The organism is Flavobacterium sp. CF108 (assembly GCF_900129795.1).
Taxonomy (GTDB): domain Bacteria; phylum Bacteroidota; class Bacteroidia; order Flavobacteriales; family Flavobacteriaceae; genus Flavobacterium.
In genome coordinates this window covers 696,275-723,256 of record NZ_FQWW01000001.1, presented here as the reverse complement: position 1 = coordinate 723,256, position 26,982 = coordinate 696,275, and the positions used below count along the sequence as shown (strand labels likewise).

The window sequence follows — 26,982 nt, the reverse complement described above, 5'->3', positions numbered from 1 at the left end:
AACCGAATATCTTGAAATCGATACTTTTAAAATCAATTTTCTTGTTTTTCGCTGCTTTTCAAATTCAAGCACAAGAACTACTTCCTTTCGTAGAAAATTATAATAAATCAGACTATCAGGGCGATAACCAAATTTGGAATGTTGCTCAGGGTAAAGATAAAGCCATGTATTTTGCCAATAACCATTATTTATTGCGTTATGACGGCGTTATATGGGAAAAATACGCGCTGCCAAACAAAACTATTATTCGTTCTATTTTAATCGAAGGAGACCGAATTTATTCCGGTTCATACAAAGAATTTGGCTATTGGCACAGAGAAAATGGTAAAATGCGTTACGTTTCTATTACCAAAAATCTTCGCTTATTTGCTGAAAAAGACAATGAAGAAATCTGGAAAATTTTCAGGTTTAATGGTTCGTTATATTTTCAATCTTTTAATGATGTTTTTATTTATGATGGAAAACTTATTAAAAAAATTAAATTCCCATTTTTAATTTCTTACTGTTTTGTTGTTGATAAAGATTTGTATGTTGCTTCGGTAGATAAAGGCCTTTTTAAAATGCGAGGTTCCAAAATTGCGAATCCGAAAGGCTGGGATGTTTTAAAAAATACGGTTGTTCATGCGATAGAAAAAGACAAAAACAAAACCTATGTTTTTACACAAAAAAAAGGAGTTTTTATAGCTGAAAATGGAGGCTTAAAACCTTGGAATAATCCATTAAATGAAACTTTAAAATCAAACGGGATTAATGTAGCCAAGTTTATTAAAAACAATAAACTAGTTATCGGCACAGGAAATAAAGGGGTTTTTATTTACGATTTCAGCAACAATACTTTTAAAAATATCGACCGAAATAATGTTCTAATGAACAATTCGGTTTTAAGCATTGGTTTTGATAAAGAAGAAGATTTGTGGCTCGGGCTTGACAACGGACTCGCTCATGTTGAGGTTAATTCTCCTATTTCATTCTTCTACGATAATTCTGGAATTCTGGGATCGGTATATTCTGTGGCAACTATTGATAAAGGGTATCTAATTGCATCAAATCACGGAATTTTTGAATTTGATTCGGGAAATTTTAAAATGCTGCCAAATACACAAGGGCAGGGTTGGAATATTACTAAAATTGGCAGTAAATATATTATAGGTCATAACGACGGAACTTTTTGCTATGAAAATGGAGCTTTAGCAAAAATTAATAATGTGAGTGGAGGATGGAATTTATCAAAAAGTACTATTAATGATACTTATTTTCAGTCTACTTACAGCGGAGTTTTAGTTTATGATGATGCGTCAAAACTATCGCAGAATATAAGAATAAATGATCTTTCGAAACCCATTAAATATGTAGCCCAAAATAAAAAAAATGAAATTTGGGCAGCTGATAATTATCGCGGATTATACAGGGTTTTTCTGGATGATAATTTCAAAACTATAAAGGTTGAAAATATCACACAGCAAAGTAAAATCAAAAATGATTTTGGTGTCAAGATTTTTGAATTTAGAAACGAAATACTTTTTCTAATTAATAACGTTTGGTATACGTTTAATTCTATTTCCAATAAATTAGAAGAAAATGAATTATTCAATACCAATTTCAAAAATATTTCTGATGTTGTAGCAATCGATAAAGATCACTTTATGGTGCTTCAGGATGGAATTTTATATCATATCTATTCACACGGCAATAAATTTATCTGGAATATTATTCAGGAGAAATATTATAAAGGAAAACTCATTAACGAAAACCTGAGAATTTTCAGAAGCCAGAATCATTATTTACTAAATCTTGATGATGGTTTTATTTCGCTTCAGTTAGGATATCAAAATGAACAAAACAAAGGTGTTAAAGTTGAAGCTTACAATGATAATGAACTGCTGGAAAACGATGGGAAAATAAAACATAATACAGAACTCCGAATAAATGTTATTTCCGGAATTTACGGTGCAAGCAAACCAAATTTATTTTATCAGATTAATAAAGGCAAAAATTATATCCCAATTTCAAATGGAGCTATAGTTTTAAATAATTTAAGCAGCGGTTCGCATTCCATTGTAATTTTTAAACATGACGGAGCCAATTATGATAAAGTCTCCAGTTTTGATTTTAAAGTTGCACAGCCGTGGTATTTCTCTTTTTGGATGATTCTCCTTTATCTGTTATTAATAGGGGCAGTATTGTTTTTCTATTATAAATGGAATAAACTTCGTTATACTCAAAAATTAAAATTACAGGCCGAAGAATTAAAGCACCAGCGTGAAATTCTGGAAATGGAATTAAAAAAGGAAAACGAATTAAATATTCAGGAATACGAAAAACATATTTTAGAACTGGAACTGCAGACAAAATCTTCTGAAGTAGCTGGAAAATCTTTATCAATTGCGAAGCAAAGTGAAATGATTGAAAATATTCAAAGCATTTTAGATTCTGAAAAAGATTTCAATAAACTTAAAAGTGAAATTAAAAAAGCAATCAAGATAAATGAAGTAAATAAACACGAATGGGAAATATTTGAGACCAATTTAAATCAAATCCATAACGAGTTTATTATAAACCTTTCTAAAAAATATCCACACTTAACTCCAAAGGATATAAAACTATGTGTTTATCTTAAAATGAACCTTTCTTCTAAGGAAATTGCTCCTATGATGAACATCTCTTTTAGAGGTGTAGAACTGCACAGATATCGTCTCAGAAAGAAATTAAATCTGACTCAGGACGAAAACCTGTCAAAGTTTTTATTAAGTCTGTAAGATTAGAGTTTGTTTTTTACAGAATTTATATTTTTCTACATCAAAATTTACATAATTCCAATACATCATTACTACATCATAAGGTTATGTTAAAGAAATTAATTTAACATTTATGATGTTGATAATCATTAGTATACACTTATATTTTAACATAATGATGTAGCTATGCTGTAGTGGTATTTGATGTACTACAACGTTGTAATTGCTTAATTTGGCTCTACTAACTTAAACGATTACAAACTGTATGAAAAATTTTATTTTTAGCTTTTTAGCGCTCTTATTACTGCCAGCGTATATGTCTGGGCAGGTACAAGCAATTAAAGGAAAAGTAGTTGACAGCAGCGGAATGGGAATTCCCGGAGCAGTTATTGCTTCATCTGATGCCAGAGCAACTGCTGATGCAGATTTCGACGGAAACTTTACAATCAATGCAAAACCTGGGGACATTTTAAAAATCTCTATGTTAGGTTTTGATCCAGTTTCTGTACCGGCAACGGCCGCACCAATGACAATTACTTTAAAGGAATCAAGTGATACTGCCTTAAAAGAAGTTGTTGTAATTGGTTATGGTACGAGAAAAAAGATTGATAACACAACTGCAATTTCTTCATTAAAAGGGGAAGAGGTAGCAAAAACAAAAGTTCTAAATGCATCTCAAGCTATTCAAGGGAAAGCGGCAGGTGTACAAGTAACTTCTTCTGATGTACCAGGAAGCACTCCTTCTGTAGTAATTAGAGGTTTGGGTACAGCTTTAGGAGGAAGGACACCTTTGTATATTGTAGATGGAATGGCAACAGAAAACATCAACAATATTAATACAAATGATATCACTTCGTATGATATTTTAAAAGATGCTTCTGCACTAGCTATTTATGGTACAAGAGCAGCAAATGGAGTTATCATTATTACTACTAAAAAAGGTAAAGGTGATAAAGTTTCTGTTGAAATTGAAAGTTTTGGGGGTGTAAGAACTCCACTTAAAAAAGTAAAAATGGCGGGTAGTAATAAATACGCGCACTATACTAATTCAGCGTTGCAATCAACTACCTATTCTCAAGATCAGCCTGTTAATACAGATTGGTTTGACGAGATTACAAGAACAGGAAGTTATACTCAAAATAACATATCTGTTTCAGGGGCTACAGAAAACATTAAGTACTTTTTCAGTTTAGGAAATTATGAAGAAAAAGCAATCTTAAATGGCTTAGATTATGGTCGTACTACTTTTAGAAATAACAATGAATACAAAATTTCTAAGAAACTGACCTTAACTCAAAACTTTAGTTTAACATCGACTAAATCAGCTCCACAACCATTATCAGCATTTACAAATGCTTACAAACAATCTCCAGTAGTTCCTGTATATTTTGCAGATGGTAAATATGGAGTTGCTCGTGTTGGAGATGATGGTTTTGCAAGTGAAACCGGAAACTCAATTAATAATGTTGGAAATCCAGTTGCTCAATTAGATTTCTTTGATGAGCAGCAACGAAGCATTACTTTACAAGGAGGTTTAAAATTAGATTATGAAATTTTAAAATCTTTAAAATTTACTTCACAATTTAATGGTGAATATTACACTTGGAAGAACTATAATTTTGAAGACACAAAAAACATTTGGTTAGCAGCAAATCCTAACAAAGTTTCAAGTGATTATGAAAAAGAATTCCCAACTGCTAATATCAATTTATTAACAAAAGGAAGAGATGAATACTATAACTGGAGCTTGTCTAATTATTTGACATACAATAAAGTATTTAATGAAATTCATGATATCGAAGTAACAGCTGGTATTGAAACCTATGTTAAAGGCTCAAGAGAGAAATTGACCATTAAAAGAAAAAATGTAAATGCAGATTCAAATTATTGGTCATTAAAAGATCCGGTAGATTATGCTTCAACTATAACAAGTTATAAAGATGAAGTTTTAAATGAAACTAAATTAGCATCTTATCTAGGTCGTTTTCAATATAAATTATTAGACAGATACTTACTAACAGGAACAGTTAGACGTGATGGATCTTCAAATTTTGCTAAAGATTATCGTTGGGGAACTTTCCCGGCCTTTGGTGCAGGATGGATTATTACCAAAGAAAGCTTTATGGCTGATGTTAAAGGGCTTAACTTGTTAAAACTAAGAGGAAGCTGGGGTAAATTAGGAAATCAAAATGTACCGCTTAACAACCAAGGATATACTTCAGGTTTGAACGCATATTTGGGAGGTTCTATTTTAAATGAAGGAACGACAATTAACTCTCAAATTGATCCGAGTTTATCTTGGGAAATTACTGAAGAAACTTCTGCAGGTTTAGATTTTGAGTTTTTAGACAGCAGATTAAAAGGAACTTTTGACGTGTATGACAAAAATACAGACAATGTAATTTTGAATACAAAACCTTATATTACATCTGGAATTACTACTGCATCTCCGGCACACGTTGGAGAAGTTTCTAACAAAGGTTATGAAATCTCTTTACGTTGGGATGATAAAATAGGTGAAAATTTTAGTTATTATGTTGGTGGTAACTTCTCTAATAATAAAAATGAACTTACAGGTTTAAAAAATGTTATTTTATCTCCAGTTATTGGCGGTGGATTAGGAAATGGTCAGGATACAAAATTACTTGACAATACTACTATAGGTCAGCCATTAGGAAGTTTTTATATTTATGAGTACGCTGGTTTTGATCCTGCAACCGGAACAATGTTATACTACAACGCTGCGGGAGATAAAGTAACTCAGGATGCTTTGAGTGCTACAGCTGATAAAAAATATGTTGGTTCAAGTTTACCAAAATCTAATTACGGAGTTTCTTTAGGATTCAATTACAAAAACTTTGATTTTTCTGTTGATGGTTATGGTACTGCTGGTGCAAAAGTATACAACGGGAAAAAAGCACAGCGTTTTTATGGGGAAAATATCGAAAACTCAATCGCTACTGATTTCTGGACACCAAATAATATGACAGCTTCAAACCCTGCACCTTTTAATCAGGTACCGGTAGCTTCTACTTATTACTTAGAGTCAGGTGACTTTTTTAGAATCAACAACATTACACTAGGGTACAAATTACCATTGCAAGAAGGTAGTTTCATAAGTGCATGCAGAATTTATGTAAATGCAATTAATCCATTTATTACACAAAAATTCTCAGGATTTTCTCCGGAGTTAAACGGAGATGGAAACCCTTATGGAACTCAGGGGGTTGAGCTTGATGCTTACCCAACTTTAAGATCATTTGTACTTGGTGCTAATTTAAAATTTTAATATTATGAAAAAGATATATATAGCAACGTTTGTATTATCGGCGTTCTTTTTTACGGCATGTGCAGACGATTATTTAGATGTAGATCAAACAGAATCTATTTCTACAAGCGATGTAGAGTTATTTAATAACGATGCAGGTGCAGCTCAGTTCGTTACAGCAATTTACAACAAGTTTTTAAATTGGGATATGACTTCTTTCGGCTGGATCGGGTTATCAAGTATTACATCTGATGATGCTGACAAAGGATCTTCTGCAGGAGATACAGGAACAGATAAAGACGTATTAGATGCGTTGAGTTATAACGCTTCTAATCCTTCTGCCGAAAGTACTTTTATTGCTAATTATGATGGAATCAACAGATGTAATCAGGCCTTAAATATACTTCCAAAATTAGATAAAGTAAATGCTGCCTTAAGAAACAGATTAGCTGGTGAAGCTAAGTTTTTAAGAGCTTTTATGTATTTTACTTTGGTAAAATGTTATGGTGGAGTACCTATTGTAGATCACTTACCAGTTCCGGGCTCAGATTCAGATAGAATTATGCAGTTGACACGTAAAACACCTGCTGAAGTTTATGCTTTTATTGAAGCAGATTTAAATGACGCTATTGCTGCATTACCTGAAAAAGGAGCTTACGGAGCTAACGATAAATCAAGAGCTTCAAAAGGTGCAGCTTATGCACTTTTGGCAAAAGTAAGTTTATACCAAAAGAAATGGCAGCAAGTAATTGATAATGCTAATAAAGTTACAGGTTATTCTATTGTTAGTGATTATGCTTCAATGTACAGAGCATCAGGAAAATTTGATTCTGAATCTATTTTTGAAATTTATGCTCAAGGTGCTGTTCCGGCTAAAGGAATTGAAGGTTATTCTAATACGCAAGGTGCCCGTGGTACTGGCGGCTGGGGCTGGGGTTTTAATACACCATCTCAAAGTTTAGTAAATGCTTACGAAGCTGGTGATGTTAGAAAAGCAGCAACTATCATTTTTAGAGGTCAAACTTTATATGATGGAAGACTTATTCCAACAACAGTTGAAAACGAAAGATACAACTACAAAGCTTACTCATCATTATACACTAGTGCTTGGGAAACAGATGTTGATATTAAATACCTAAGATATGCTGAGGTTTTATTAATGAAAGCAGAAGCATTAAATGAACTAGGGCAAACTTCAGACGCTATTCCATTATTGAATCAAATCAGAAATAGAGCGGGTTTAGCTAATACAACTTTTTCATCTCAAGCAGATATTAGAACAGCAATTTGGAGAGAAAGAAGAGTAGAAATGGCTTTTGAGCACGACAGATTTTTTGATTTAGTACGTACAGGCCAGGCTAAAGCTGCTTTTGCAGTAGACGGAAAAACTTTTACTGAAGGTAAAAACGAATTATTTCCTATTCCGGCATCGTTCATCAAACAAGCAGATGGTTTATCAGCTCAAAATCCTGGTTATTAATTCTTAAAGACATTAAAAATGAAAAAAAATAAATCTATTTTCATGCTTTCTTTTGTTTTAGCTTCAGCATTGTTTGCTGGCTGCGAGGATAGTATTGATAAAGTAAACAGTCCAATTCCGTATGAGTCAATTGGAGGATATGAGAATTCAGATGATGTTGCAGCTGCTCACTTAGTATCTAAATTTAGTTTTGATGGTAATATTGCCGATTCAAAAAATAGCATAACAGATGGATCAGCTACAAATGTAACCTATGAAACTGGTATAAAAGGAGAAGCTTATAAAGGATCGCCAAGTTCTTTTATTTCTTATAATACGGTTGCAAATTCAGTAGTAAATTTAAAAAATGTAACAGTTTCGATGTGGATTAAAACAGATCCACACACAGGTGGTGCACAGTCATTGTTTATGCTTCCTAAAAAAACAGATTTTTGGGGAAATATTTTTACCCTTATTGAAGGAACAGGACCAGCAACAACAATGCTTTTGAAAAATCATATTCAAAAAGATGTTACACCAAGTATTCCTTGGGCAGGACAATTTATTGAGCATGGAGGAACAAATGTTTTAGCCAATATGTTTGGGGCATGGAAACATTTAGTTTGGACTTACAATGGAACAAGTTCTACTTACAGCATTTACATCGATGGACAAAAGTTAAATATTCCTGCATCTATTGCAAAAAGATATGCAAGCGATCCTGCAACGGGAGGAGGTCCTTACGGAGAATTAGCAAACTCTGAAGTTTCTAAATTTATTATTGGAGGTTATCAGCAGCATTTAGGTGCACCTTGGGGCGCGGCTGATGGATGGATGCTTCACTATACAGGTTTAATGGACGAATTCAGAATTTATGATGTAGCTCTTACTGACAATGAAGTCGTAGCTCTTTATAAATTAGAAAAAGACAAAAGATAAGCATTTTTTAAACACCTGGAGGTTTATCCTTCAGGTGTAATTTTAATTAGTAATATATTATTTATAGACATGAAAATTTCAATATACATAGTCTCCCTTTTTAGTTTTTTCAACTCATGTTCATCGTCGGGACCTGACGGAACAGGAGGAGGAACTCCTTTACCAACAACTCCAACTACACCAACAAAGCCTTTAACAGATACTGAAGCTATGGATCAGGTGCAGAAAGATGCAATAAAATATTTTTGGGAATACGCAGATTCTAATTCAAAACTTGCAAGAGAAAGATATCTTACTGAAGATCCTAATTTTGAGTCAAATATTGTAACTACAGGTGGTTCAGCTTTTGGTTTAATGAGCATTATTGTAGGTGTAGAAAGAGGTTTTTTGCCAAGAGCAGAAGCTGTTTCTAGACTTACTACAGCCTTAACCTTCCTTGAAAAAGCAGATCGTTTTCATGGAGCGTGGCCGCACTGGATGGACAATAAAGCAGGAAAAGTAATTCCATTTGGCACAAAAGATAACGGAGGAGATTTAGTAGAAACTTCTTTTGTTTGTCAGGCATTAATTACGATCAGAGAGTATTTTAAAAACGGAAGTACAGCTGAAAAAGAATTAGCTGCAAAAGCTGATGAACTTTGGAAAGGTGTAGAATGGGATTGGTACACACAAGGACAAGACGCATTATACTGGCATTGGTCACCAAATTATGGTTGGGAAATGAACTTTAAACTAGAAGGATATAACGAATGTTTAATTACCTACGTAATGGCAGCTTCTTCACCAACGCATCCAATTTCTGCAGAAGCTTATCATAAAGCTTGGGCTAGAAATGGGGCTATAGTAGATGGCAGATCTCAATACGGTATTCCGGTAGTTTTAAATTACAATGGGGCTTCAGGAAATGTTGGGCCAATGTTCTGGTCGCATTATTCTTATTTAGGTTTAGATCCAAATAACTTGAAAGACAAATATGCAGATTATTGGCAATTGACTCAAAACCACGCTAAAATCATGGTTCAGTACAGTATTGCTAATCCAAAAGGTTTTAAAGATTATTCAGATAAATGCTGGGGATTAACAGCAAGTTATACCAGAAATCCTGATGGGACAACAGGTTATACAGCGCACCAGCCTAATAACGATAATGGAGTAATTTCGCCAACAGCAGCGTTATCATCATTTCCGTACACGCCAATAAAATCTATGAAATTCCTGCATTATTTATATGATGAAAATAAAGCAAAATATGTTGGAATTGCAGGACCTTACGATGCTTTTTCTCCACAATACAATTGGGTAACCGCTCGATATTTAGCGATTGACCAAGGAACAATAGCACCAATGATTGAAAATTACAGAACTGGTTTATTGTGGAAATTATTTATGAATGCATCTGACACAAAACAAGGTCTAAAAAAACTTGGCTTTACATCAGGAAAATACGGTATTTAAGAGATAATCTATTATGAAATACAAACTAGGTCTATTACTTCTGTTCATTTCTGCATTAGGTTTTGCACAAAGTGAAACCACAGGAAAAATAAAAACAGTTATTGTAACGAATAATGAATTAGGCTACCTATTACACAAACCGGCTAATACAAAAGATAAGAAACCATTAATAGTTTTTATTTCAGGAGATGGAGAAAAAGGGACAGACATTGAAAAAGTAAAAAATCATGGACCTTTTAAATATTTAAATACGCATCAGTTAGACGCTTATGTTTTAGCGCCGCAATGCAAAGAAGAGGAGAATTGGGATACAGAATCAATTTACGAACTGATTTTAAAAATTCAGAAAGAAAACAAAATTGATTCAGAAAGAATATATGTTACTGGTTTAAGCTCAGGAGGCTGGGCTTCATGGAATTTGGCTTTTGCACATCCGGATCTATTTGCCGCAAACGTACCTGTCGCTGGCTTTGTAGATTTAATTCAGTTAGAAAAAACTTGTGAAATAGCCAATATTCCAACCAGAATTTTTCACGGATTATTAGATGATGTGGTAAAAGTAGATTATGCCATAAGCGTTTACAAAGAATTAAAAAAATGTAATGTAAAAGATGTTCAGTTAACTATTTTTGATAATGCTGGACACGACAGCTGGACACGAGTTTACGACAATCCCGAAATTTATGACTGGATGTTGAAACAGAAAAAATCGAATACGAACAAATAAATAAAATAGAATGAAAAACAAATTAGTCTTACTTTTTTTAGGATGTGCTGTTTTGGGTTACGCTCAAAAAAAGAGCACAAAAAGTACAATGAAAATTAAACCTAAGTCAGAGTTTGTAGCAGAATTAATGTCAAAAATGACATTAGAAGAGAAATTAGGACAGTTAAATTTACCAACATCTGGTGATATTACAACAGGACAGGCAAACAGCTCAAATGTTGCAAAAAATATTGCAGAAGGAAAAGTGGGCGGTTTGTTCAATATAAAATCAGTACAAAAAATTAAAGAAGTACAAAAAATTGCTGTCGAACAAAGCCGTTTAAAAATTCCATTACTTTTTGGAATGGACGTTATTCACGGTTACGAAACAACATTCCCAATTCCGTTAGGATTATCTTGTACTTGGGATATGGCTTTGATTGAAAGAAGCGCGCAGATTGCTGCAAAAGAAGCAAGTGCAGACGGAATCAACTGGACATTTTCACCAATGGTAGATATCTCTCGTGACCCGCGTTGGGGAAGAGTTTCTGAAGGTTCAGGAGAAGATCCGTACTTAGGAAGCCAGATTGCAAAAGCAATGGTAAACGGATACCAACAGCATGATCTTTCAAAAAACAATTCAATTTTAGCATGTGTAAAACACTTTGCATTGTACGGAGCGCCAGAAGGTGGGCGTGATTACAATACAGTCGATATGAGTCATATCAGAATGTTTAATGACTATTTCCCACCTTACAAAGCAGCTGTTGATGCTGGTGTAGGCTCAGTTATGGCATCTTTCAATGAAATTGACGGAATTCCTGCAACTGGAAACAAATGGTTAATGACTGATGTTTTAAGAAAACAATGGGGTTTTAAAGGTTTTGTGGTAACAGATTTTACAGGAATTCCTGAAATGATCGAGCACGGAATGGGGAACCTTCAAGATGTTTCTGCTTTAGCATTAAACGCTGGTGTAGAAATGGATATGGTTGGAGAAGGTTTCTTAGGAACTTTGAAAAAATCATTAGACGAGAAAAGAGTTTCAATCGAAACAATTGACAATGCCGTTAAACTTATTTTAGAAGCAAAATATGACTTAGGATTATTCCAGGATCCATATAAATATTGTGATGAAAAAAGAGCTAAAACGGAAATCTTTACAACAGACAGTAGAAAAGAAGCACGTCAAATCGCTGCACAATCATTGGTATTATTAAAAAATCAAAATCAATTATTGCCTCTAAAAAAATCAGGAACTATTGGTTTAATCGGACCTTTGGCAGATGCTAAAGAAAACATGCCGGGAACATGGAGTGTGGCTACAAGAATGGAAAATGCTGTTTCATTATTAGCAGGAATTAAAGAAGTTGCAGGACCATCTACAAAAGTTTTATATGCAAAAGGAAGTAATTTAGATTACGACGAAGAATTTGAAACTAAAGCGACAATGTTTGGAAAAACATTACATCGTGATGCACGTTCAAAAGAAGAATTATTGGCAGAAGCTTTAAAAGTTGCTCAGCAATCTGATGTAATTATTGCTGCAATTGGAGAATCTGCAGAAATGAGCGGAGAATCAAGCAGCCGTACGAATTTAGAAATACCACAAGCACAAAAAGATTTATTAAATGCATTATTAAAAACAGGAAAACCAGTAGTTGTAGTATTGTTCGACGGACGTCCGTTAGTGATTACTGACGAAGAAAAAACAGTTCCTGCAATTTTAAATGCTTGGTTTGCTGGTACAGAAGCGGGTTACGCAATTGCTGACGTTTTATTTGGAGATGTAAACCCATCTGGAAAATTGACAACAACTTTCCCAAGAAGTGTAGGGCAGTTACCAATTTACTACGCACACAAAAATACAGGAAGACCACTTTCTAATACAGAAGGAAAATTCGAAAAATTCAGATCAAACTATATTGACGAAAGAAACGAGCCTTTATTCCCATTCGGATTTGGTTTAAGCTATACCACTTTTGATTACTCAAACCTTAAAATTTCTTCTGATAAAATGAATTTCAACGGAAAATTAAAAGTAACGGTTGATGTAGCCAATACAGGAAATTTTGACGGAAAAGAAACAGTTCAATTATACATTAGAGATTTAGTTGGTTCAGTAACAAGACCAGTTAGAGAATTGAAAGGTTTCCAAAAAATAGCACTTAAAAAAGGTGAAAAACAAACAGTAAGTTTTGATATTACTGTTGAAGATTTAAAATTTTATAATTCTGATTTGCAATTCGCAGCAGAACCTGGACAGTTTGATATTTTCGTTGGAGGAAATTCAACTGCCGACAAGAAAGTTAGTTTTGAGTTAACTAAATAGTTGGTTTATTGATTAGTAAGGGCCCTTCGTTTGGTTGACGGAGGGCTTTTTTATAAAAGAACATTTTTTATAAATCATAATTTTAAAATAATGAAGACTATTAAAGCACTCAGAATACCACTTTTTTTAGCAGTAACAATTGTTTTTCAATCGTGCTGCGTAAAGGAGAATGCAATAGTGGCACATCGCGGCGCATGGAAAAAAAATAACCTTCCTGAAAATTCAATTGCATCCTTAAGACATGCAATTGATTTAAAACTTCCCGGTTCAGAATTTGACGTTTGGAGAACTGCTGATGATTCGCTTGTAATCAATCACGATGCACATTATAACAAATTACTTATCGAAGAAACCAATTACGCTGACTTAATAAAGTTTGAGCTTTCTAACGGAGAAAAACTTCCAACATTACACGAATACATTTCAGAAGGGAAAAAGAACAACAAACACACTCTTTTGGTGTGCGAAATAAAACCTTCAGAAATAAGTAAAGAAAGAGGACAAAAAACAGCATTAATGTCTGTAGAAACGGTCAAAAAGCTAAAAGCAGATAAAATGACCTGTTACATAAGTTTTGATTATGAAATTCTAAAACAAATTAGACAAGTTGACCAGAAAACGGTTTTGCAATATTTAGAAGGAAATAAATCCCCGAAAGAAGTAAAAGCAGATAATATTAACGGCGTTGATTATCATTATTCTGTCTTTAAAAAACATCCGGAATGGATTAAAGAAGCAAAAGACAATAATATAATTCTAAACGCCTGGACAGTTAACGAAGCGGCTGATATGGATTGGATTATAGCCAGTAAATTCAATTACATTACCACAAACGAGCCTGAACTTTTAAGCGAAAGATTAAAAGAGAAAAAATAGATTTTCATCATCATTTTACTAAAAGATTGAATTCTATATAAACTTAAAAAGAATACAAATGAAAAAGATATTCCTATTGCTTTTAGCTTCCTGTACAACAAGTATTTGGTCTCAAAAAGCAAATATTCCCGGAAAAACAGATTGGTTTGACCCAAATAAACCCGCAACGACATATTGTAACCCAATTAATATTGGATATAACTTTACCACTCATAATCATAACGGAATTCCTGAATCGCGCCGTTCAAGTGCCGATCCTGTAATTATTACGTATAAAGGCGAGTATTATTTATTTGCTACCAATCAGGCAGGTTTCTTTTGGAGCAAAGACATGTCAGACTGGAATTTCGTTTGCGGAAGTTTTCAAAGAAAACCGGGCGACGATGACCAATGTGCACCTGCGGCGTGGGTTGTAAATGATACTTTATTTTATGTGGGTTCAACATGGAATAGAGATCATCCAATTTGGAAAACGGCGGATCCAAAATCGGGAAGATGGACACGTCACGTAGACAAAGCAATGCTGCCGACATGGGATCCTGCGATTTTTCAGGATGACGATAAAAAAGTATACATGTATTATGGTTCAAGCGGAAAACTGCCGCTTGTAGGTACTGAGGTTGATTATAATACATGGCTTCCAAAAGGGAATCAGGCAGATTATGCACAATTATACAAAGCTACAGAAGTAGAAGATATTCAGCGTCCGTATGGACAGATCAAAGAAGTTGCTATTTTAGATCCTTCAGCACACGGCTGGGAACGTTTTGGTCCAAACAATGATATGGAACCGGCACCGTGGGGAAATTTTATTGAAGGAGCTTGGATGACCAAACACAACGGGAAATATTATATGCAATATGGCGCACCAGCGACTGAATTTAAAGGTTATGCAAACGGAGTTCATGTTGGCGATAATCCATTAGGCCCATTTACGTATCAAAAACACAATCCAATGTCTTATAAACCGGGCGGATTTGTAATTGGTGCCGGACACGGAAATACTTTTGCAGATAACTACGGAAATTACTGGAATACAGGAACGTGTAAAATTTCTATAAAAGATCGTTTTGAGCGTCGTATCGATATGTTTCCGGCAGGTTTTGATAAAGATGATGTCATGTATTCGATTACGTCTTACGGAGATTTTCCAATTGTTCTTCCAACAAGTCAACGTGATCAGACAAAAGGAGCTTCATCTGGATGGATGTTACTTTCTTATAAAAAGCCTGTAACCGTTTCTTCTTCTGAAGAATGTTTGGAAGTTGAAACCCACAGAATGGACAACGGCGGGAAAAAAGTCTACGAGAAATTTTGTTATGGCCCAGAAAATTTAACTGATGAAAATATTCAAACCTATTGGTCTGCTAAAACAGGTAATCCAGATGAATGGCTTCAAATGGATTTAGGCCGTCAAATGGAAATTAAGGCGCTGCAGATCAATTATGCAGATCATAAAGCAACTCAGTATAATAAGGCAATGGATATTTATTACCAGTATAAAATTTTTATGTCTGATGATGCGCAAAACTGGACTTTGGTGGTTGATAAATCTAAAAACGATAAAGATGCTCCACATGATTATGTTGAATTAACAAAATCATTTAAAGCGCGTTACATCAAAATGATGAACATTCACAATGCATCTGGATTGTTTGCGATTTCAGATTTCAGAGTTTTTGGAAATGGATTATCAGAAAAACCAAAAGCGGTTGCCGCATTTAAAGTGGACAGAAATAAACTGGATTCAAGAAACGCTATGATTTCATGGAAAAAGCAAAATGATGCCGTTGGCTACAATATTTATTACGGAATTGCCCCAGATAAATTATACAACAGTATTATGGTTTACGGAGATAACGCGTACGATTTTAGAGGTTTAGACAAAGGAACAAAGTATTATTTTACAATTGAGCCTTTTAATGAAAACGGAATTGGTACAAAAAATAAGATTATCGAAGTAAAGTAACATTATTTTAAAGAAAATAAGAAAAACTCTAATTATGAACAAAAAAGGTTTATAGTTAGAGTTTTTTTTTGAGAAAAGTCCGCGAAAAAACTCTGACAGTTCTGTAGAATTTTGTTTCTTTGTAAGAGAAGCCAAAAAAGCAATATAACCCCAAAATGTTATTACAATTATGAAAAAAACGATTCTTTTAACTGCTTTAGTTTTAAATGGATTGACCGCATCTTTTGCACAGTCAAATGATGAAAAAAACATTAAATTATTTTATAAAAAAGCTTTAACCGAAGCTAAATGTTATTCTTGGTTAGAATATCTTTCAAATGATATTGGAAGCCGTTTATCTGGATCTAAAGGTGCTGCAGAAGCTGTAGATTATACAAAAAGACAATTAGAAGGTCTGGGACTTGATAAAGTTTATCTGCAGGAAGTTATGGTACCTCACTGGGTTCGCGGTGAAAAAGAAACTGCTTTTATCTTAGATGGAAAAGTAAAAACTGCTGTGCCAATTTGTGCTTTAGGCGGATCTGTTGCGACTGCAAAAACAGGACTTACAGCAGAAATAATCGAAGTGCTGGGAATTAAAGAACTAAATGAACTTGGAGCTGATAAAGTAAAAGGAAAAATTGTTTTTTATAACAGACCAATGAATCCTGAAAATATTGAAACATTTACGTCTTACGGAGCTTGTGTAGACCAAAGATATGCTGGTGCAAAAGAGGCTGCTAAATTAGGAGCAGTGGGAACAATTGTTCGTTCAATGAATTTACGTTTAGACGATTTCCCTCATACAGGAGCTCAAAGCTATGGAGATTTACCAAAAGAACAATATATTCCAACAGCTGCAATTAGTACAAATGGAGCTGAATTATTAAGTAAAACTTTAAAAGTAAATCCAGCTATAAAATTTTATTTCAAACAATCGTGTGAGACTTTGCCAGATGTACTATCTCATAATGTTATTGGAGAATTAACAGGAACAGTAAACCCATCTAACATTATGGTTGTGGGCGGACACTTAGATTCTTGGGATTTAGCCGATGGTTCTCACGATGATGGAGCAGGAGTAGTACAAAGTATGGAAGTAATAAGAATTCTTAAAAATTTAAATTACAAGCCTAAAAATACGATTCGTGTAGTTTTATTTATGAACGAAGAAAATGGCGGAAAAGGCGGTGCGAAATATGAAGAAGTTTCTAAGCAGAAAAACGAAAACCATATTTTTGCTTTAGAAAGTGATTCAGGCGGATTTTCTCCAAGAGGATTTTCTATTGAAGCTGATGATGCTAATTTGAAAAAAATACAAGGTTTTAAAGATTTTTTCGAACCTTATTTAGTTCATAGTTTTACAATTGGACATGCAGGTTCTGATATTAATCATTTAACCTCTAAAGCAATTGTAAAAGCAGGATTAAAACCAGATTCTCAACGTTATTTTGATTATCACCACGCAGCAAACGATAAATTTGACGCTATCAATAAAAGAGAATTAGAGCTTGGTGCAGCAACAATGACTTCGTTACTTTATTTAATTGACCAAACAGGAATTATTCTTCCATCAGCAAATTAAGATTTTTAAAATCGAAAAATATTTAAAAGCTGCGAGTTTATACTCGCAGCTTTTTTATTTGATGAAAATTCTAAAATTTAATTTTTCATTACCAGTAAATAGTAAAAAAAGGTAATAGGAATATTGGAAAGCAGAATTAAAATTTTAACTGCAATATCTCTTCTTTGTTCAGGAAGATGTATAAACCTGTCTGTTAAGTGAAAGAACATTATCGCATTTACTATTATTGCCGAAAAAGCAAATGGCCAGGCAATTACAAGAATATTTGGACTTTGATTTGTGACAATATAAAGTATAAATAGTATTGTAATGATAACGAAAGACCCAATTGCTAATTCAGTAGATTGTTTTTCTTCAAATGATTTATGGTTGATTGTTTTCATAAGTTTTAAATTTTAAATGTTTGTTGAATAGATGCTATAGGCATCAAAAGCATTTTTGAAAAATCCAGATAATAGAACGAATGGGCTTGTTTTCCTCGCCTAAATTGTTGTGCGAAGTATTTGATTTTCTTGGGATAAAATACCGTTCCAGATAAAATAACCATAAACAAATACAAGCTTCTTTTTCCGTTACCAAGAAGATAATACTGCATCCCGATTTCCTCATAAACAGAAATTCCGGTATTAGTTAAGACATGAATAATGTCATGATCTTCCAGTTTTTCCTGAATATCAAAATGATGTTTGTAGAGAAAATTTCCTAAACCATAACCCAAACTGCCTTCTGGGAAATTCATTAATTCGGTTTTATTGATTTCCCACGGTTCATTCTTCTTAAAATACTTTTGATAAGGTTTTTTTGTGCATTCATATAATCTTTCAATTAAATAATCTCTCATGTTTTGGTTAGTTAAAAGTTCTTTGAATTTCAAAGTTAATAATGAAATAAAAAAGCTAATTGGTTTTAAAATTAGCTTTTATCGAATTTTAATAATTATCAATTATAGTTTTAAGCAAATTTGAATCGTCCAGGTCAGAAGGCGCAACCACTTTTTCCTCTAACGGAATTTCATTGCCATATCTTTCCTTCAATATTTTTTGAACTCTCGGATCTTCTAAATTAAAACTCCTTAATTCTCTTAATTTCGAAAGTTCGATTCCGGCTGCATTTTTATATATCTTCCAAACCAATTCTGAGCAATAAATCCTTGAATCTGTCCATTCAAAATAAGCGTCATATTCTTTTCCATCAAACTGCTGACTGTAATCTTTCATTTTTTGAAGAATAGCCGGAGTCAAAACTTTATCAGCATTTTTTAATCGTTTTACCACATATTTATTGTCTTTTCCGTGCTGAATCCATTCATCAAACGGCGTAAGTTTAACTGGCTGAACAGCCTCAAAAACAAACCAATTTCCGTTTATATCATAAATAATTCCACAGTGTGAAAATTTAGAATTGGTCGCAATTCGCACCGCTTCGCATTGAGGAGATTGTGAGGTTTGAAATATAATATCCCCATCCTGAATTTTACTCGATTCATTTTTCGTTTCCGTCTTTGTTTTCGAAAACGGATTATTTGGGAAAACTTTCATTGCCACAAATAAAGCCAAGCCAAAACTTAGTACGAAAGTGATGATAAGGAAAATATATTTTTGTTTTTTCATGATGTGTTCAAATAGTAAATAAAGTACTTTGAGTTGCAAAGTAAATGATAAAAAAAATAGTTACCAAATAAATGATAACTATTTTTAAAATATATTTTCGGATAAGTATTAGATTCTAAAAATTCCACCGACAGCAATAATTCTTTGAAAGAAATAAAAGTGCTGTGAAGCTTTATCTTCATTACTTACAGTAGTTTTAATATCGTGCATATCGATATATCCGCCTTTTAACTCACCCTGAAGATAGAAATATTTAAAGAAAGTAAAGTTAATACCTGCTTTTGCAGATAAACCATAACCTGAAACATGAAAATCATCATGACGTTCTTTTCCTAAAAGGGTCGTATTTGTTTTAGGATATAAAATTCCTCCGCCAATACCTTCAGTTAAATTAATCTGAAATTTATCAATATTTGGTAAACCAAACCATTTCGAAATATCATCATGTCTGGCAACTTCAGTATTAATATAGTTCAAACCATCTGTATGCTCGTACATTAAAAATGCAGGACCATTTGGATTAGTAACACCCATGTCATAACCACCTTCTATAGCACCATTTAAAGACATATCTACAGGTCTATTGATGTAATCTCCATTGTAGATAGCAGCAGCAGGATCATTCGCAGGTAAATTAATATAACCGTTAACTTTAGCCGTTTGATTTTGTGTCATTACATATTTCATATGGTCAACTCCAATAGCAACGCTGTAATGATCGCTGATAAAATAACCAAATTTAAGGTTTGTCTGTGGAATCGTCATATTAGCAGGATTAACATAATCAATATGCCATCCTTTAGGTTTGTCGTGAGCAGCCATGTTTTCTACTCTAAATTTGTAATCTTTTCCGGTAAAAGTTACATCAGATTTTGAGTAACTTTCTCTATTACCGCCCCAAGAAACAAAGAACTTTCCTTTATTGTGTGCTGTGTATTTGTCTTGTATTGCGATTTCTTCCTGAGCAAATGTGTTTAAAGCAAAACACATTAAAAAGAAAGGCAAGAATAAAAATTTTGTTTTCAAAGAAATATTATATAAAAAAATTAAAAGGCGTTTACAGTTTTTCTAATAGCAACTAATTTGTTCATTAAACCTTCAAAATAGTCTAAATGAAGCATATTTGCTCCATCGCTTTTTGCATTTGCAGGATCAAAGTGTGTTTCGATAAAAATTCCGTCAACACCCACTGCGATACCAGCTTTTGCTACAGTTTCGATCATATCAGGTCTTCCGCCCGTAACTCCGGCAGTTTGGTTTGGCTGTTGTAAAGAATGCGTAACATCTAATACCGTTGTAGCATATTGCTGCATAGTAGGAATTCCTCTAAAATCAACAATCATGTCTTGGTAGCCAAACATAGTACCACGATCTGTAACGACAACATTCTCATTATTACAGTCTAATACTTTTTGTACCGCGTGTTTCATACTTTCAGGACTCATAAACTGTCCTTTTTTCAGGTTTACCACTTTTCCGGTATTTGCCGCTGCCACAACTAAATCAGTCTGGCGAACTAAAAATGCAGGAATTTGTAAAACATCAACGTATTGTGCTGCCATGTCAGCATCTTCGTTAGTATGAATATCTGTAACTGTTGGAATGTGAAAAGTTTCAGAAACTTTTCTTAAAATTTTTAAAGCTTTTTCGTCTCCAATTCCAGAAAAACTATCAATTCTAGAACGGTTCGCTTTTTTAAAAGATCCTTTAAAAACATAAGGAATCTTAAGATTGTCGGTAATACCAACTAATTTTTCAGCAATTCTAAGAGCCATTTCCTCTCCTTCAATAGCGCAAGGCCCCGCCAATAAAAAGAAATTTCCGCTATCAGTATGCTTAATTTGTGGAATATGTTGTAAGTTCATAAAATTATTTTTTTGCAATGCAAAGGTAGTTATGATTTATGAATAGCAGATGAAGATTTAAGATTATTTTAAGAGCAATAATTGTTAAATATGTAATACTTTTCTGTACGCAATCAGTTTCTATGTTTTTAGTAAGAGTTTCTAGACAAGAGTTGTTACACCGTCAAATTAAATTCTGTTTTCAAAATAGTATTCAATTGATGATCTTCAAAAGGAATAAGATCAGTAACCCCGTTTGTTACAGATTTAATCGCATTTTTGAATAATATTTTTTTGCCCAATGGATTCTGTAAAACCACAATTAAATTTTGTGTGAAAAAAGAATCCGGATGCGAGTAATTATAATGATTGGCAGGTTTAAAATCGATCCATCTTTGAGGAGTCAAATCAAACGAATATAAATTAGTCCATTCTTTTCCAATAAGAATTTGTAGTAAATATTCATCATCTTCTGTTTTTACCAAAGTAAAAGTATCAAAACCCTGTTGAATTTCAGTTCCAATTTGACTCAGTTTCAAAGGTTCTCTAATACTGTTGCCTCCAAATCCTAAATCAATCAAATATTCTTCATTTTCAATTATCGCTATTATTGCCAGATGCGTTTTAGCATTTGGAATAGGATTAACCAACGGGCGTACCGCAATATAATAATGCGGAAGACCAATTTCCTGAAGTAATAAAGAAAAGATTCCGTTAACTTGATAGCAATAGCCGCCGCGATTTTTAGCTACGATGTGGTTTACAATATCATCTCCAACAAGTGAAATTGTTTTACCAGCCTGTACATCAATATTTTCAAAAGGCACACTAAATATCTGGCTTTGCATCAGTTTTTTTATTCCCGCTAAATCCAATTTAATTTCTTCTGAAAAATTGATTCTGTTTAAATATTGCTGTAAATCGAAACTGGAAGCTTCAATTTTATATTTTTTTGATTGTTGCATTTTGATTAAATTTTATTTGTTTCGATAAGAAACAAGAGTGTTAGAAGCATATAGAAATGCTTACTTGTAAAGTTACAAATTCAGCGGGTTTTGAATTTGATTTTTCTGATTTTTTCTTTTAGTAACTGCTGCTAACGAAGGGAAATTTTAATCATTAACAATGTTCTTTTTCGCTAATACAGCATTTAATACATTTAATAAAACGGTAGTATTCCAGTCATTTAAATAGCTGTAACCACGATTAATATTAACTGCATCATCTTTAGAATAAATAGCAAAATAGGTTGAATATCTTTTAGTTCGAACTTTTTCCCAAGGAATTAGTACGCTTTTTTGCTTTAAAGATGAATTACTAATTATGCTTAAACCATCTTTATTAAAAAGAACTTCACCAATTTTGAATTCTTCGCCTTGTTCAGATTTCTGGATATAATTTGAAGTTAAATCGCCAAAGTAAAAATCCCAAAGTGATAATAATATGTCATTACAAAGTTTATGGTATTCGTCTTTCTTTCTGCCAAAGTAAGTTTTAAAATTAACCTTGATAATTTGATTGTCATTACTTCGAATTGAAATTATATACTCACGCCCAAAAGTAAATTTATATTGCATCCACTTTACTCCGTAACTATATTCTAAAATTTGATCTTTTTTGAAAGTAACGAATGAATCATTTCTTAGATCTTTACTCTCAAATTTTAACTCATTTTCATTAATGACTAATTTTCGAGGATAGTTATCTGTAATTCCTCTTCTTATAATAAATTCTTTTTGAACCATTTTATTTATCGTAATTGTTTTTTTAGTTTTTGGTAATGTAATCCAAACAAAATTTGTCCAGCAAAAAATAGAATGTTAATGCAAATATTTATAAAGACAATTATTTGTATAAGATTTACGAAACTATCAGCATCTAAAGAATGAAGATCGAGTAGTTCAAAAACGTTTAACCTTCCAATAAAAACTGCAGGAAATGTCATTAAAAAATGAATAAGGAATTTTTTTAAATTTAATTCACCTGTAATTTTTGAAAGTTTCCAATAACAAATTGTGGTTATAAAAAGAATAATAGACTTTATTAAACTTGAAGTAGCTTTTCCTGAAACAAAATCAGTATGCCAGCCTGGAATCATTGAAGATAAATAATCTGATTGCAAGTAGATTATATAATATGGAAATAATATAAGCAATAGAATTAAGAAAATAATAAATGCTAATTTGGATTTGATCATCATATTTAGTTTCCAAAGTATCTAATTCAAAATCGGTTAATTAAAAAGACAAATAATAACAATTAGTATGTAATGTAAGATATAATAGACTTCGATTTTGATGTATAATAAGAATTCATTTTTACTCCTTCTTCAAACTCAATCCCATCGGAACCATCAAAATTCCTTTTTCATAAATATTCAAATACAGCGTTATAGGCTTTTTTTGTCCTTCCCAAGTTAGTTCGTATACATTTAAAAATCCGGCTCCCATACTGCTTCTTTTTGTTGGAAAAGGGCAGCAGGTTTCTAAGCGTTTATAAGTGATTTTTTCGCCATTTGGCCCGGCTAAAGCATTCAAAAAACGAACCTCATTTGTAGCTTCATCCTGCGTATTTCTAAAAAATATATTTACCGGATAATCAGGATCATAGCCATATTTTTTGTCTTTGCTGAATAATGAAATTACAAACGTATTATTTTTATTCAAAACTAAATCAGGTGCATTATCGTCTACATTTTTCAAAGTAGATTTTGTGCTGATACAAGAAGTTACAGTAATTAATAAAATAATAAAAAGAGCTGTTTTTTTCATGGTTGAGGTTTATTTTGGTCACACAAATGTAAAAGGTTTTTTGTCACAGATTATAAATTCAAAAAGAAAATAGAATAAAAAACTCCGCGATAATTTGTTTAATCTGTGTAATCAGCGGCCTATTATGCTTCTTTTTTTAAATTCAGTTTTAATATACCTTTTACAATCAGATATTGTGCCACAAGATAAGTCAGCATAATAATAAACGAACTTTTTTGAATTGGTATATGAAACTTGTTGATTGCTAAAATACTATCAGAAATAACAAAAAATAACGCTCCAAAAAAGACATATTGATTCGCAGGTTTTTTCCAAATTAAAAGTCCGTTATAAGCAAACAAAAGCATAACAGAAATTACGCTTGCATAAACGATAACCGGAATTTTTAAATCGCCTAAAGCGGGTAGTAAAACTGATAACATTCCAATTAAATAACAGGCAATAATGAGGCTTCCGAAAATAAAAATTATAGCATCCTTTTTTACTTTCTCTTTAATCTGTCTATTAAAAAGTACGCAATAAATGATGTGAGAGATTAGAAAAGAAACCAATCCTAAAATAAAATAGATTTCGGCAATGTCTGCAAAAAGCAGAATTACATCACCAATCCATGAAAATAGGAGTGCGGTTAAAAGAATATTTTGTGTTGGGAATTTTTTAGAAAAATACACTCCAACAATTAATAACGGGATTAAAGCCGGTTTTAAATAACAGTCTAAACTTTCATATCCCAGATATAAAAGCAATAAATAAATAAAGCTGAAAGCAATATAAATTTTAAAGAATACAGCGTTTTTCATTATGTGGTTTGTGGGTTTATGGTTTGGTTTTGGTTGGTTTTAAAATCGATGGTTACAAAGTAAATCGTGATTAAAAATGATACACTTAAATAACCTAAAATGATATAATTACTAAAAGAGAAAACTGAATTTAAACCAAACCAATCGCCATAAAATGCTATAATTATAATAGCGATCGACAACCTGAAACCTTCCCAAAAAATGGCAAACCTGCTTTTGTCCATTAATTCAGAATTGCTGTAAATGGTAACGAGGATAAAAAATCCGTAAATAAAGATATTGGGCAGACCGATTTTAGCAATATTATCAAAAAGAAAACTCACAAACAAAAGCGTAATTAAAATTTGTGTAACCGACCAATAAATTAGTTTTTGCGAATTCTGCGTTCCGTATTTATCAAAATTAAAAACATCTTCAATCTTGTTTACAGGATATTTTTGTTCGAAATTTTCAGGCCGCCATCCGGTTGGTTTAAACCATATTGTAAGTTTGTCTTTCCAGCTTTCGGCACGCCAGGCATCTTTTATTAATAACGTCAAATGCTGAAAATTTATTTTTATCGGGTTCCAGGTATTAGCCGGCCTTGTGATTCCGTAAACTGGCGGAACATCATCTAATTCTTCCTGAAAAGTGCCAAAAAGTTTGTCCCAGAAAATAAAGATCTGCGAATGGTTTTTATCTAAATATTCAGGGTTTATAGCATGATGAACACGATGATGTGAAGGAGTAACTAAGATATGCTCTACAAATCCCATTTTTTTTATGTGTTTGGTATGATACCAAAATTGTAAAAACAAATGGAGTGGAAGTGTAATGGCAATTACAGAAGCCGGAACGCCCAATAACGCGGCAGGAATTAATAAAAAAGTAAACAAATTCACTAAACTCGCAATGGGCTGACGAAGCGCACAGGCGAGATTAAACTCTTCACTGCTGTGATGAATAGCGTGTTTGTTCCAAAGGAAATTAATCTGATGCGCCAGTCGATGGCTCCAATAACCATAAAAATCGATAACAAAAAAGGCAATAAAATAGGAGAGAATATTGGCTTCCTGATGAAAAATGGCAATTTTTGAAACCATCCATTCATAGGAAAGAAAAGTAATACTCAGCCCTAAAACATCTTTTACAGAATTAGTAATTCCGGAGCTGATACTGGAAACGCTGTCGATTAATGGAGCAGTATCGTTTTTTTTGTAAATGCCGTATAGTTTTTCAATTACAATTAAAACCAGGAAAATCGGCATTGCGATAATTAATATTTTTCCATATTCTTCCATAAAAAAACATTCTATTTTATTTCAAATATAGAATAAAATAGAATGTTTTTTAAATTATTGGTAAATTAAACAATTTCGGCGCTAAGTCCAGCTTCCAAAAGTTGTGTACATTGAGGTTTTAATTTATCCATTGGCCCTGTTTTTACAGTGCATTTTCCGTTGTAATGTACAATTAAGGAACATTGTTCTGCTTGTTCAGGTGTGTGGTCACACACGCGCATTAAGGTATCAATTACGTGGTCAAAAGTGTTTACATCGTCGTTATACACTATGATCTCGTTATTGAATCCTGTCGCTTCTTTTTCGCGAACTCTTTCTCTTACTTTTTCTTTAGTACTCATTTCTTTTTAGTTTTTTGTACTGCTGTAATTACTACTAACTAATTTACGTATTTTAATGAAACCCAGTTGTTTCTTTGAAGTTTTTTAACATAAGTCAATCCTTTTTCAGTACACGAAGCATCAATAAACGGAATGTCTTCTTCATAAAAACCGCTAAATAATATAATTCCGTTTTTATTTAAACAATCTACATAACTCTGCATATCGTTTAACAAAATATTTCTGTTGATATTAGCTATAATCAAATCGTAACTTTTTCCGGCTAATAAAGCAGCATCGCCTTCGTAAACGCTAATATGTTTGCAATTATTGCGTTCGGCATTTTCAATAGAATTTAAATAACACCAATTGTCAATGTCAATGGCATCGATTGGTTCTGCACCTTTCATTTCTGCCAAAATAGCTAAAATAGCAGTTCCGCAGCCCATGTCTAAAGTTTTAAGACCTTTAACATCCATTTCTAATAAATGCTGAATCATCATGTGAGTTGTTTCATGATGTCCGGTTCCAAAACTCATTTTTGGTTCAATTACAATATCAAATTCAGCATCCGTTTTCGGGTGAAAAGGAGCGCGGACATGGCATTTTCCGTCAACATCAATAGGTTCGAAATTCTTTTCCCATTCTTCGTTCCAGTTTACCTGATCGATTTCTTCAATTGTATATTCAATTTTAAATTCTTCTGATTGTAAAATATAAATATCATCCAGAATATTCTCATCCCATAAATCCTTCTTCACAAAAGCCGAAATTCCGTTTTCTGTTTCTGTAAAACTTTCAAACGCTTTTTCGCCTAATTCAGCCACTAAAATTTCTGATCCAAGTTCTTTTGGCTCAATTGTAAAATGATATCCTAAATAAATATTCGACATAAATAATTTTTTTGCAAAGGTAAGAATCCAAAGCAGAAGTTGTTTAAAAATCTAATCGAACATTATTAATTTAAGAATTATTTAAAACGAAAAAAGCGTTTGTATCAGCAAACGCTTTTGTTATATAGTCAGATTTCAAAATCTAAAATCTAAAATCTAAA

Annotated in this window: 22 protein-coding genes; 10 read left to right on the top strand and 12 right to left on the bottom strand. The window is 32.8% G+C overall.

Translation table 11 applies throughout. The features are described from left to right. Nucleotides 1–11 precede the first annotated feature (11 nt). The 10 genes from BUE10_RS03200 (at nucleotide 12) to BUE10_RS03155 (ending at nucleotide 17,303) form a co-directional block, all read left to right on the top strand. Nucleotides 12–2,756 carry a helix-turn-helix and ligand-binding sensor domain-containing protein gene (locus BUE10_RS03200; protein ID WP_073483029.1) on the top strand — a complete coding sequence of 915 codons (2,745 nt, stop codon included), beginning with the start codon at nucleotides 12–14 and terminating at the stop codon, nucleotides 2,754–2,756. Between the two features lie 244 nt (nucleotides 2,757–3,000). Further along, nucleotides 3,001–6,024, top strand: coding sequence for a SusC/RagA family TonB-linked outer membrane protein (locus BUE10_RS03195; protein WP_073482276.1), 3,024 nt, complete (start codon nucleotides 3,001–3,003; stop codon nucleotides 6,022–6,024). 4 nt (nucleotides 6,025–6,028) lie between these two features. Continuing rightward, nucleotides 6,029–7,483, top strand: coding sequence for a RagB/SusD family nutrient uptake outer membrane protein (locus tag BUE10_RS03190; protein ID WP_073482274.1), 1,455 nt, complete (start codon nucleotides 6,029–6,031; stop codon nucleotides 7,481–7,483). A gap of 18 nt (nucleotides 7,484–7,501) precedes the next feature. Further along, nucleotides 7,502–8,401 (top strand): LamG domain-containing protein, encoded by a 900-nt coding sequence (locus BUE10_RS03185; RefSeq protein WP_073482272.1) that lies wholly within the window; start codon nucleotides 7,502–7,504, stop codon nucleotides 8,399–8,401. 69 nt (nucleotides 8,402–8,470) lie between these two features. After that, nucleotides 8,471–9,856: a glucoamylase family protein gene (locus BUE10_RS03180; RefSeq protein ID WP_073482270.1), complete on the top strand. Its 1,386-nt coding sequence runs from the start codon at nucleotides 8,471–8,473 to the stop codon at nucleotides 9,854–9,856. A gap of 13 nt (nucleotides 9,857–9,869) precedes the next feature. After that, nucleotides 9,870–10,583, top strand: a complete 714-nt coding sequence (locus BUE10_RS03175; protein WP_073482268.1) for a carboxylesterase family protein — start codon at nucleotides 9,870–9,872, stop codon at nucleotides 10,581–10,583. A 10-nt stretch (nucleotides 10,584–10,593) separates the two neighbouring features. Next, nucleotides 10,594–12,894, top strand: a complete 2,301-nt coding sequence (gene bglX, locus BUE10_RS03170) for a beta-glucosidase BglX (RefSeq protein WP_073482266.1) — start codon at nucleotides 10,594–10,596, stop codon at nucleotides 12,892–12,894. Between the two features lie 90 nt (nucleotides 12,895–12,984). Further along, a complete protein-coding gene (locus tag BUE10_RS03165; protein ID WP_073482264.1) occupies nucleotides 12,985–13,770 on the top strand; it encodes a glycerophosphodiester phosphodiesterase family protein in 786 nt (261 codons plus the stop codon). A gap of 58 nt (nucleotides 13,771–13,828) precedes the next feature. After that, nucleotides 13,829–15,739: a family 43 glycosylhydrolase gene (locus BUE10_RS03160; protein ID WP_073482262.1), complete on the top strand. Its 1,911-nt coding sequence runs from the start codon at nucleotides 13,829–13,831 to the stop codon at nucleotides 15,737–15,739. 169 nt (nucleotides 15,740–15,908) lie between these two features. Beyond that, the gene (locus BUE10_RS03155) at nucleotides 15,909–17,303 is read left to right on the top strand and encodes a M20/M25/M40 family metallo-hydrolase (RefSeq protein WP_073482261.1); all 1,395 of its coding nucleotides are present in this window, start codon (nucleotides 15,909–15,911) and stop codon (nucleotides 17,301–17,303) included. A gap of 77 nt (nucleotides 17,304–17,380) precedes the next feature. Here BUE10_RS03155 and BUE10_RS03150 read toward each other — a convergent pair whose 3' ends face one another. The 12 genes from BUE10_RS03150 to prmA form a co-directional block, all read right to left on the bottom strand. After that, nucleotides 17,381–17,686 carry a hypothetical protein gene (locus tag BUE10_RS03150; protein WP_073482259.1) on the bottom strand — a complete coding sequence of 102 codons (306 nt, stop codon included), beginning with the start codon at nucleotides 17,684–17,686 and terminating at the stop codon, nucleotides 17,381–17,383. A 5-nt stretch (nucleotides 17,687–17,691) separates the two neighbouring features. Then, the gene (locus BUE10_RS03145; protein ID WP_073482257.1) at nucleotides 17,692–18,144 is read right to left on the bottom strand and encodes a hypothetical protein; all 453 of its coding nucleotides are present in this window, start codon (nucleotides 18,142–18,144) and stop codon (nucleotides 17,692–17,694) included. 88 nt (nucleotides 18,145–18,232) lie between these two features. Beyond that, the gene (locus tag BUE10_RS03140) at nucleotides 18,233–18,913 is read right to left on the bottom strand and encodes a YiiX family permuted papain-like enzyme (protein WP_073482255.1); all 681 of its coding nucleotides are present in this window, start codon (nucleotides 18,911–18,913) and stop codon (nucleotides 18,233–18,235) included. A gap of 108 nt (nucleotides 18,914–19,021) precedes the next feature. After that, nucleotides 19,022–19,939 (bottom strand): hypothetical protein, encoded by a 918-nt coding sequence (locus BUE10_RS03135; RefSeq protein WP_073482253.1) that lies wholly within the window; start codon nucleotides 19,937–19,939, stop codon nucleotides 19,022–19,024. 20 nt (nucleotides 19,940–19,959) lie between these two features. Continuing rightward, entirely contained in the window at nucleotides 19,960–20,778 is an 819-nt protein-coding gene (gene kdsA / locus BUE10_RS03130) for a 3-deoxy-8-phosphooctulonate synthase (protein ID WP_073482251.1), read from the bottom strand. 155 nt (nucleotides 20,779–20,933) lie between these two features. After that, nucleotides 20,934–21,722: an arylamine N-acetyltransferase family protein gene (locus BUE10_RS03125; RefSeq protein WP_083597944.1), complete on the bottom strand. Its 789-nt coding sequence runs from the start codon at nucleotides 21,720–21,722 to the stop codon at nucleotides 20,934–20,936. A 147-nt stretch (nucleotides 21,723–21,869) separates the two neighbouring features. Beyond that, complete coding sequence (locus tag BUE10_RS03120; RefSeq protein ID WP_073482249.1) at nucleotides 21,870–22,502, bottom strand: hypothetical protein; 633 nt, start codon at nucleotides 22,500–22,502, stop codon at nucleotides 21,870–21,872. Nucleotides 22,503–23,075: 573 nt separating this feature from the next. Then, entirely contained in the window at nucleotides 23,076–23,528 is a 453-nt protein-coding gene (locus BUE10_RS03110) for a 2-dehydro-3-deoxyphosphooctonate aldolase (RefSeq protein WP_073482246.1), read from the bottom strand. Nucleotides 23,529–23,650: 122 nt separating this feature from the next. Beyond that, nucleotides 23,651–24,328 carry a lysoplasmalogenase gene (locus tag BUE10_RS03105; protein WP_073482244.1) on the bottom strand — a complete coding sequence of 226 codons (678 nt, stop codon included), beginning with the start codon at nucleotides 24,326–24,328 and terminating at the stop codon, nucleotides 23,651–23,653. Continuing rightward, entirely contained in the window at nucleotides 24,328–25,608 is a 1,281-nt protein-coding gene (locus BUE10_RS03100; protein WP_073482242.1) for a sterol desaturase family protein, read from the bottom strand. The genes BUE10_RS03105 and BUE10_RS03100 overlap by 1 nt, the downstream gene beginning before the upstream one ends. Before the next feature lie 65 nt (nucleotides 25,609–25,673). Beyond that, on the bottom strand, nucleotides 25,674–25,949 hold the full coding sequence (locus BUE10_RS03095; RefSeq protein ID WP_053473484.1) for an ATP-dependent Clp protease adaptor ClpS: 276 nt from the start codon (nucleotides 25,947–25,949) through the stop codon (nucleotides 25,674–25,676). 38 nt (nucleotides 25,950–25,987) lie between these two features. Beyond that, nucleotides 25,988–26,821, bottom strand: a complete 834-nt coding sequence (gene prmA, locus BUE10_RS03090) for a 50S ribosomal protein L11 methyltransferase (protein WP_053473483.1) — start codon at nucleotides 26,819–26,821, stop codon at nucleotides 25,988–25,990. Between the last annotated feature and the right edge of the window lie 161 nt (nucleotides 26,822–26,982).

What these genes read in the sequence shown, in the direction of transcription:
- BUE10_RS03195 (WP_073482276.1), top strand. Translation starts at nt 3,001, where the DNA reads ATGAAAAATTTTATTTTTAGCTTTTTAGCGCTCTTATTACTGCCAGCG.
- BUE10_RS03190 (WP_073482274.1), top strand. Translation starts at nt 6,029, where the DNA reads ATGAAAAAGATATATATAGCAACGTTTGTATTATCGGCGTTCTTTTTT.
- BUE10_RS03185 (WP_073482272.1), top strand. Translation starts at nt 7,502, where the DNA reads ATGAAAAAAAATAAATCTATTTTCATGCTTTCTTTTGTTTTAGCTTCA.
- BUE10_RS03180 (WP_073482270.1), top strand. Translation starts at nt 8,471, where the DNA reads ATGAAAATTTCAATATACATAGTCTCCCTTTTTAGTTTTTTCAACTCA.
- BUE10_RS03175 (WP_073482268.1), top strand. Translation starts at nt 9,870, where the DNA reads ATGAAATACAAACTAGGTCTATTACTTCTGTTCATTTCTGCATTAGGT.
- bglX (WP_073482266.1), top strand. Translation starts at nt 10,594, where the DNA reads ATGAAAAACAAATTAGTCTTACTTTTTTTAGGATGTGCTGTTTTGGGT.
- BUE10_RS03165 (WP_073482264.1), top strand. Translation starts at nt 12,985, where the DNA reads ATGAAGACTATTAAAGCACTCAGAATACCACTTTTTTTAGCAGTAACA.
- BUE10_RS03160 (WP_073482262.1), top strand. Translation starts at nt 13,829, where the DNA reads ATGAAAAAGATATTCCTATTGCTTTTAGCTTCCTGTACAACAAGTATT.
- BUE10_RS03155 (WP_073482261.1), top strand. Translation starts at nt 15,909, where the DNA reads ATGAAAAAAACGATTCTTTTAACTGCTTTAGTTTTAAATGGATTGACC.
- BUE10_RS03150 (WP_073482259.1), bottom strand. Translation starts at nt 17,686, where the DNA reads ATGAAAACAATCAACCATAAATCATTTGAAGAAAAACAATCTACTGAA.
- BUE10_RS03145 (WP_073482257.1), bottom strand. Translation starts at nt 18,144, where the DNA reads ATGAGAGATTATTTAATTGAAAGATTATATGAATGCACAAAAAAACCT.
- BUE10_RS03140 (WP_073482255.1), bottom strand. Translation starts at nt 18,913, where the DNA reads ATGAAAAAACAAAAATATATTTTCCTTATCATCACTTTCGTACTAAGT.
- kdsA (WP_073482251.1), bottom strand. Translation starts at nt 20,778, where the DNA reads ATGAACTTACAACATATTCCACAAATTAAGCATACTGATAGCGGAAAT.
- BUE10_RS03125 (WP_083597944.1), bottom strand. Translation starts at nt 21,722, where the DNA reads ATGCAACAATCAAAAAAATATAAAATTGAAGCTTCCAGTTTCGATTTA.
- BUE10_RS03120 (WP_073482249.1), bottom strand. Translation starts at nt 22,502, where the DNA reads ATGGTTCAAAAAGAATTTATTATAAGAAGAGGAATTACAGATAACTAT.
- BUE10_RS03110 (WP_073482246.1), bottom strand. Translation starts at nt 23,528, where the DNA reads ATGAAAAAAACAGCTCTTTTTATTATTTTATTAATTACTGTAACTTCT.
- BUE10_RS03105 (WP_073482244.1), bottom strand. Translation starts at nt 24,328, where the DNA reads ATGAAAAACGCTGTATTCTTTAAAATTTATATTGCTTTCAGCTTTATT.
- BUE10_RS03100 (WP_073482242.1), bottom strand. Translation starts at nt 25,608, where the DNA reads ATGGAAGAATATGGAAAAATATTAATTATCGCAATGCCGATTTTCCTG.
- BUE10_RS03095 (WP_053473484.1), bottom strand. Translation starts at nt 25,949, where the DNA reads ATGAGTACTAAAGAAAAAGTAAGAGAAAGAGTTCGCGAAAAAGAAGCG.
- prmA (WP_053473483.1), bottom strand. Translation starts at nt 26,821, where the DNA reads ATGTCGAATATTTATTTAGGATATCATTTTACAATTGAGCCAAAAGAA.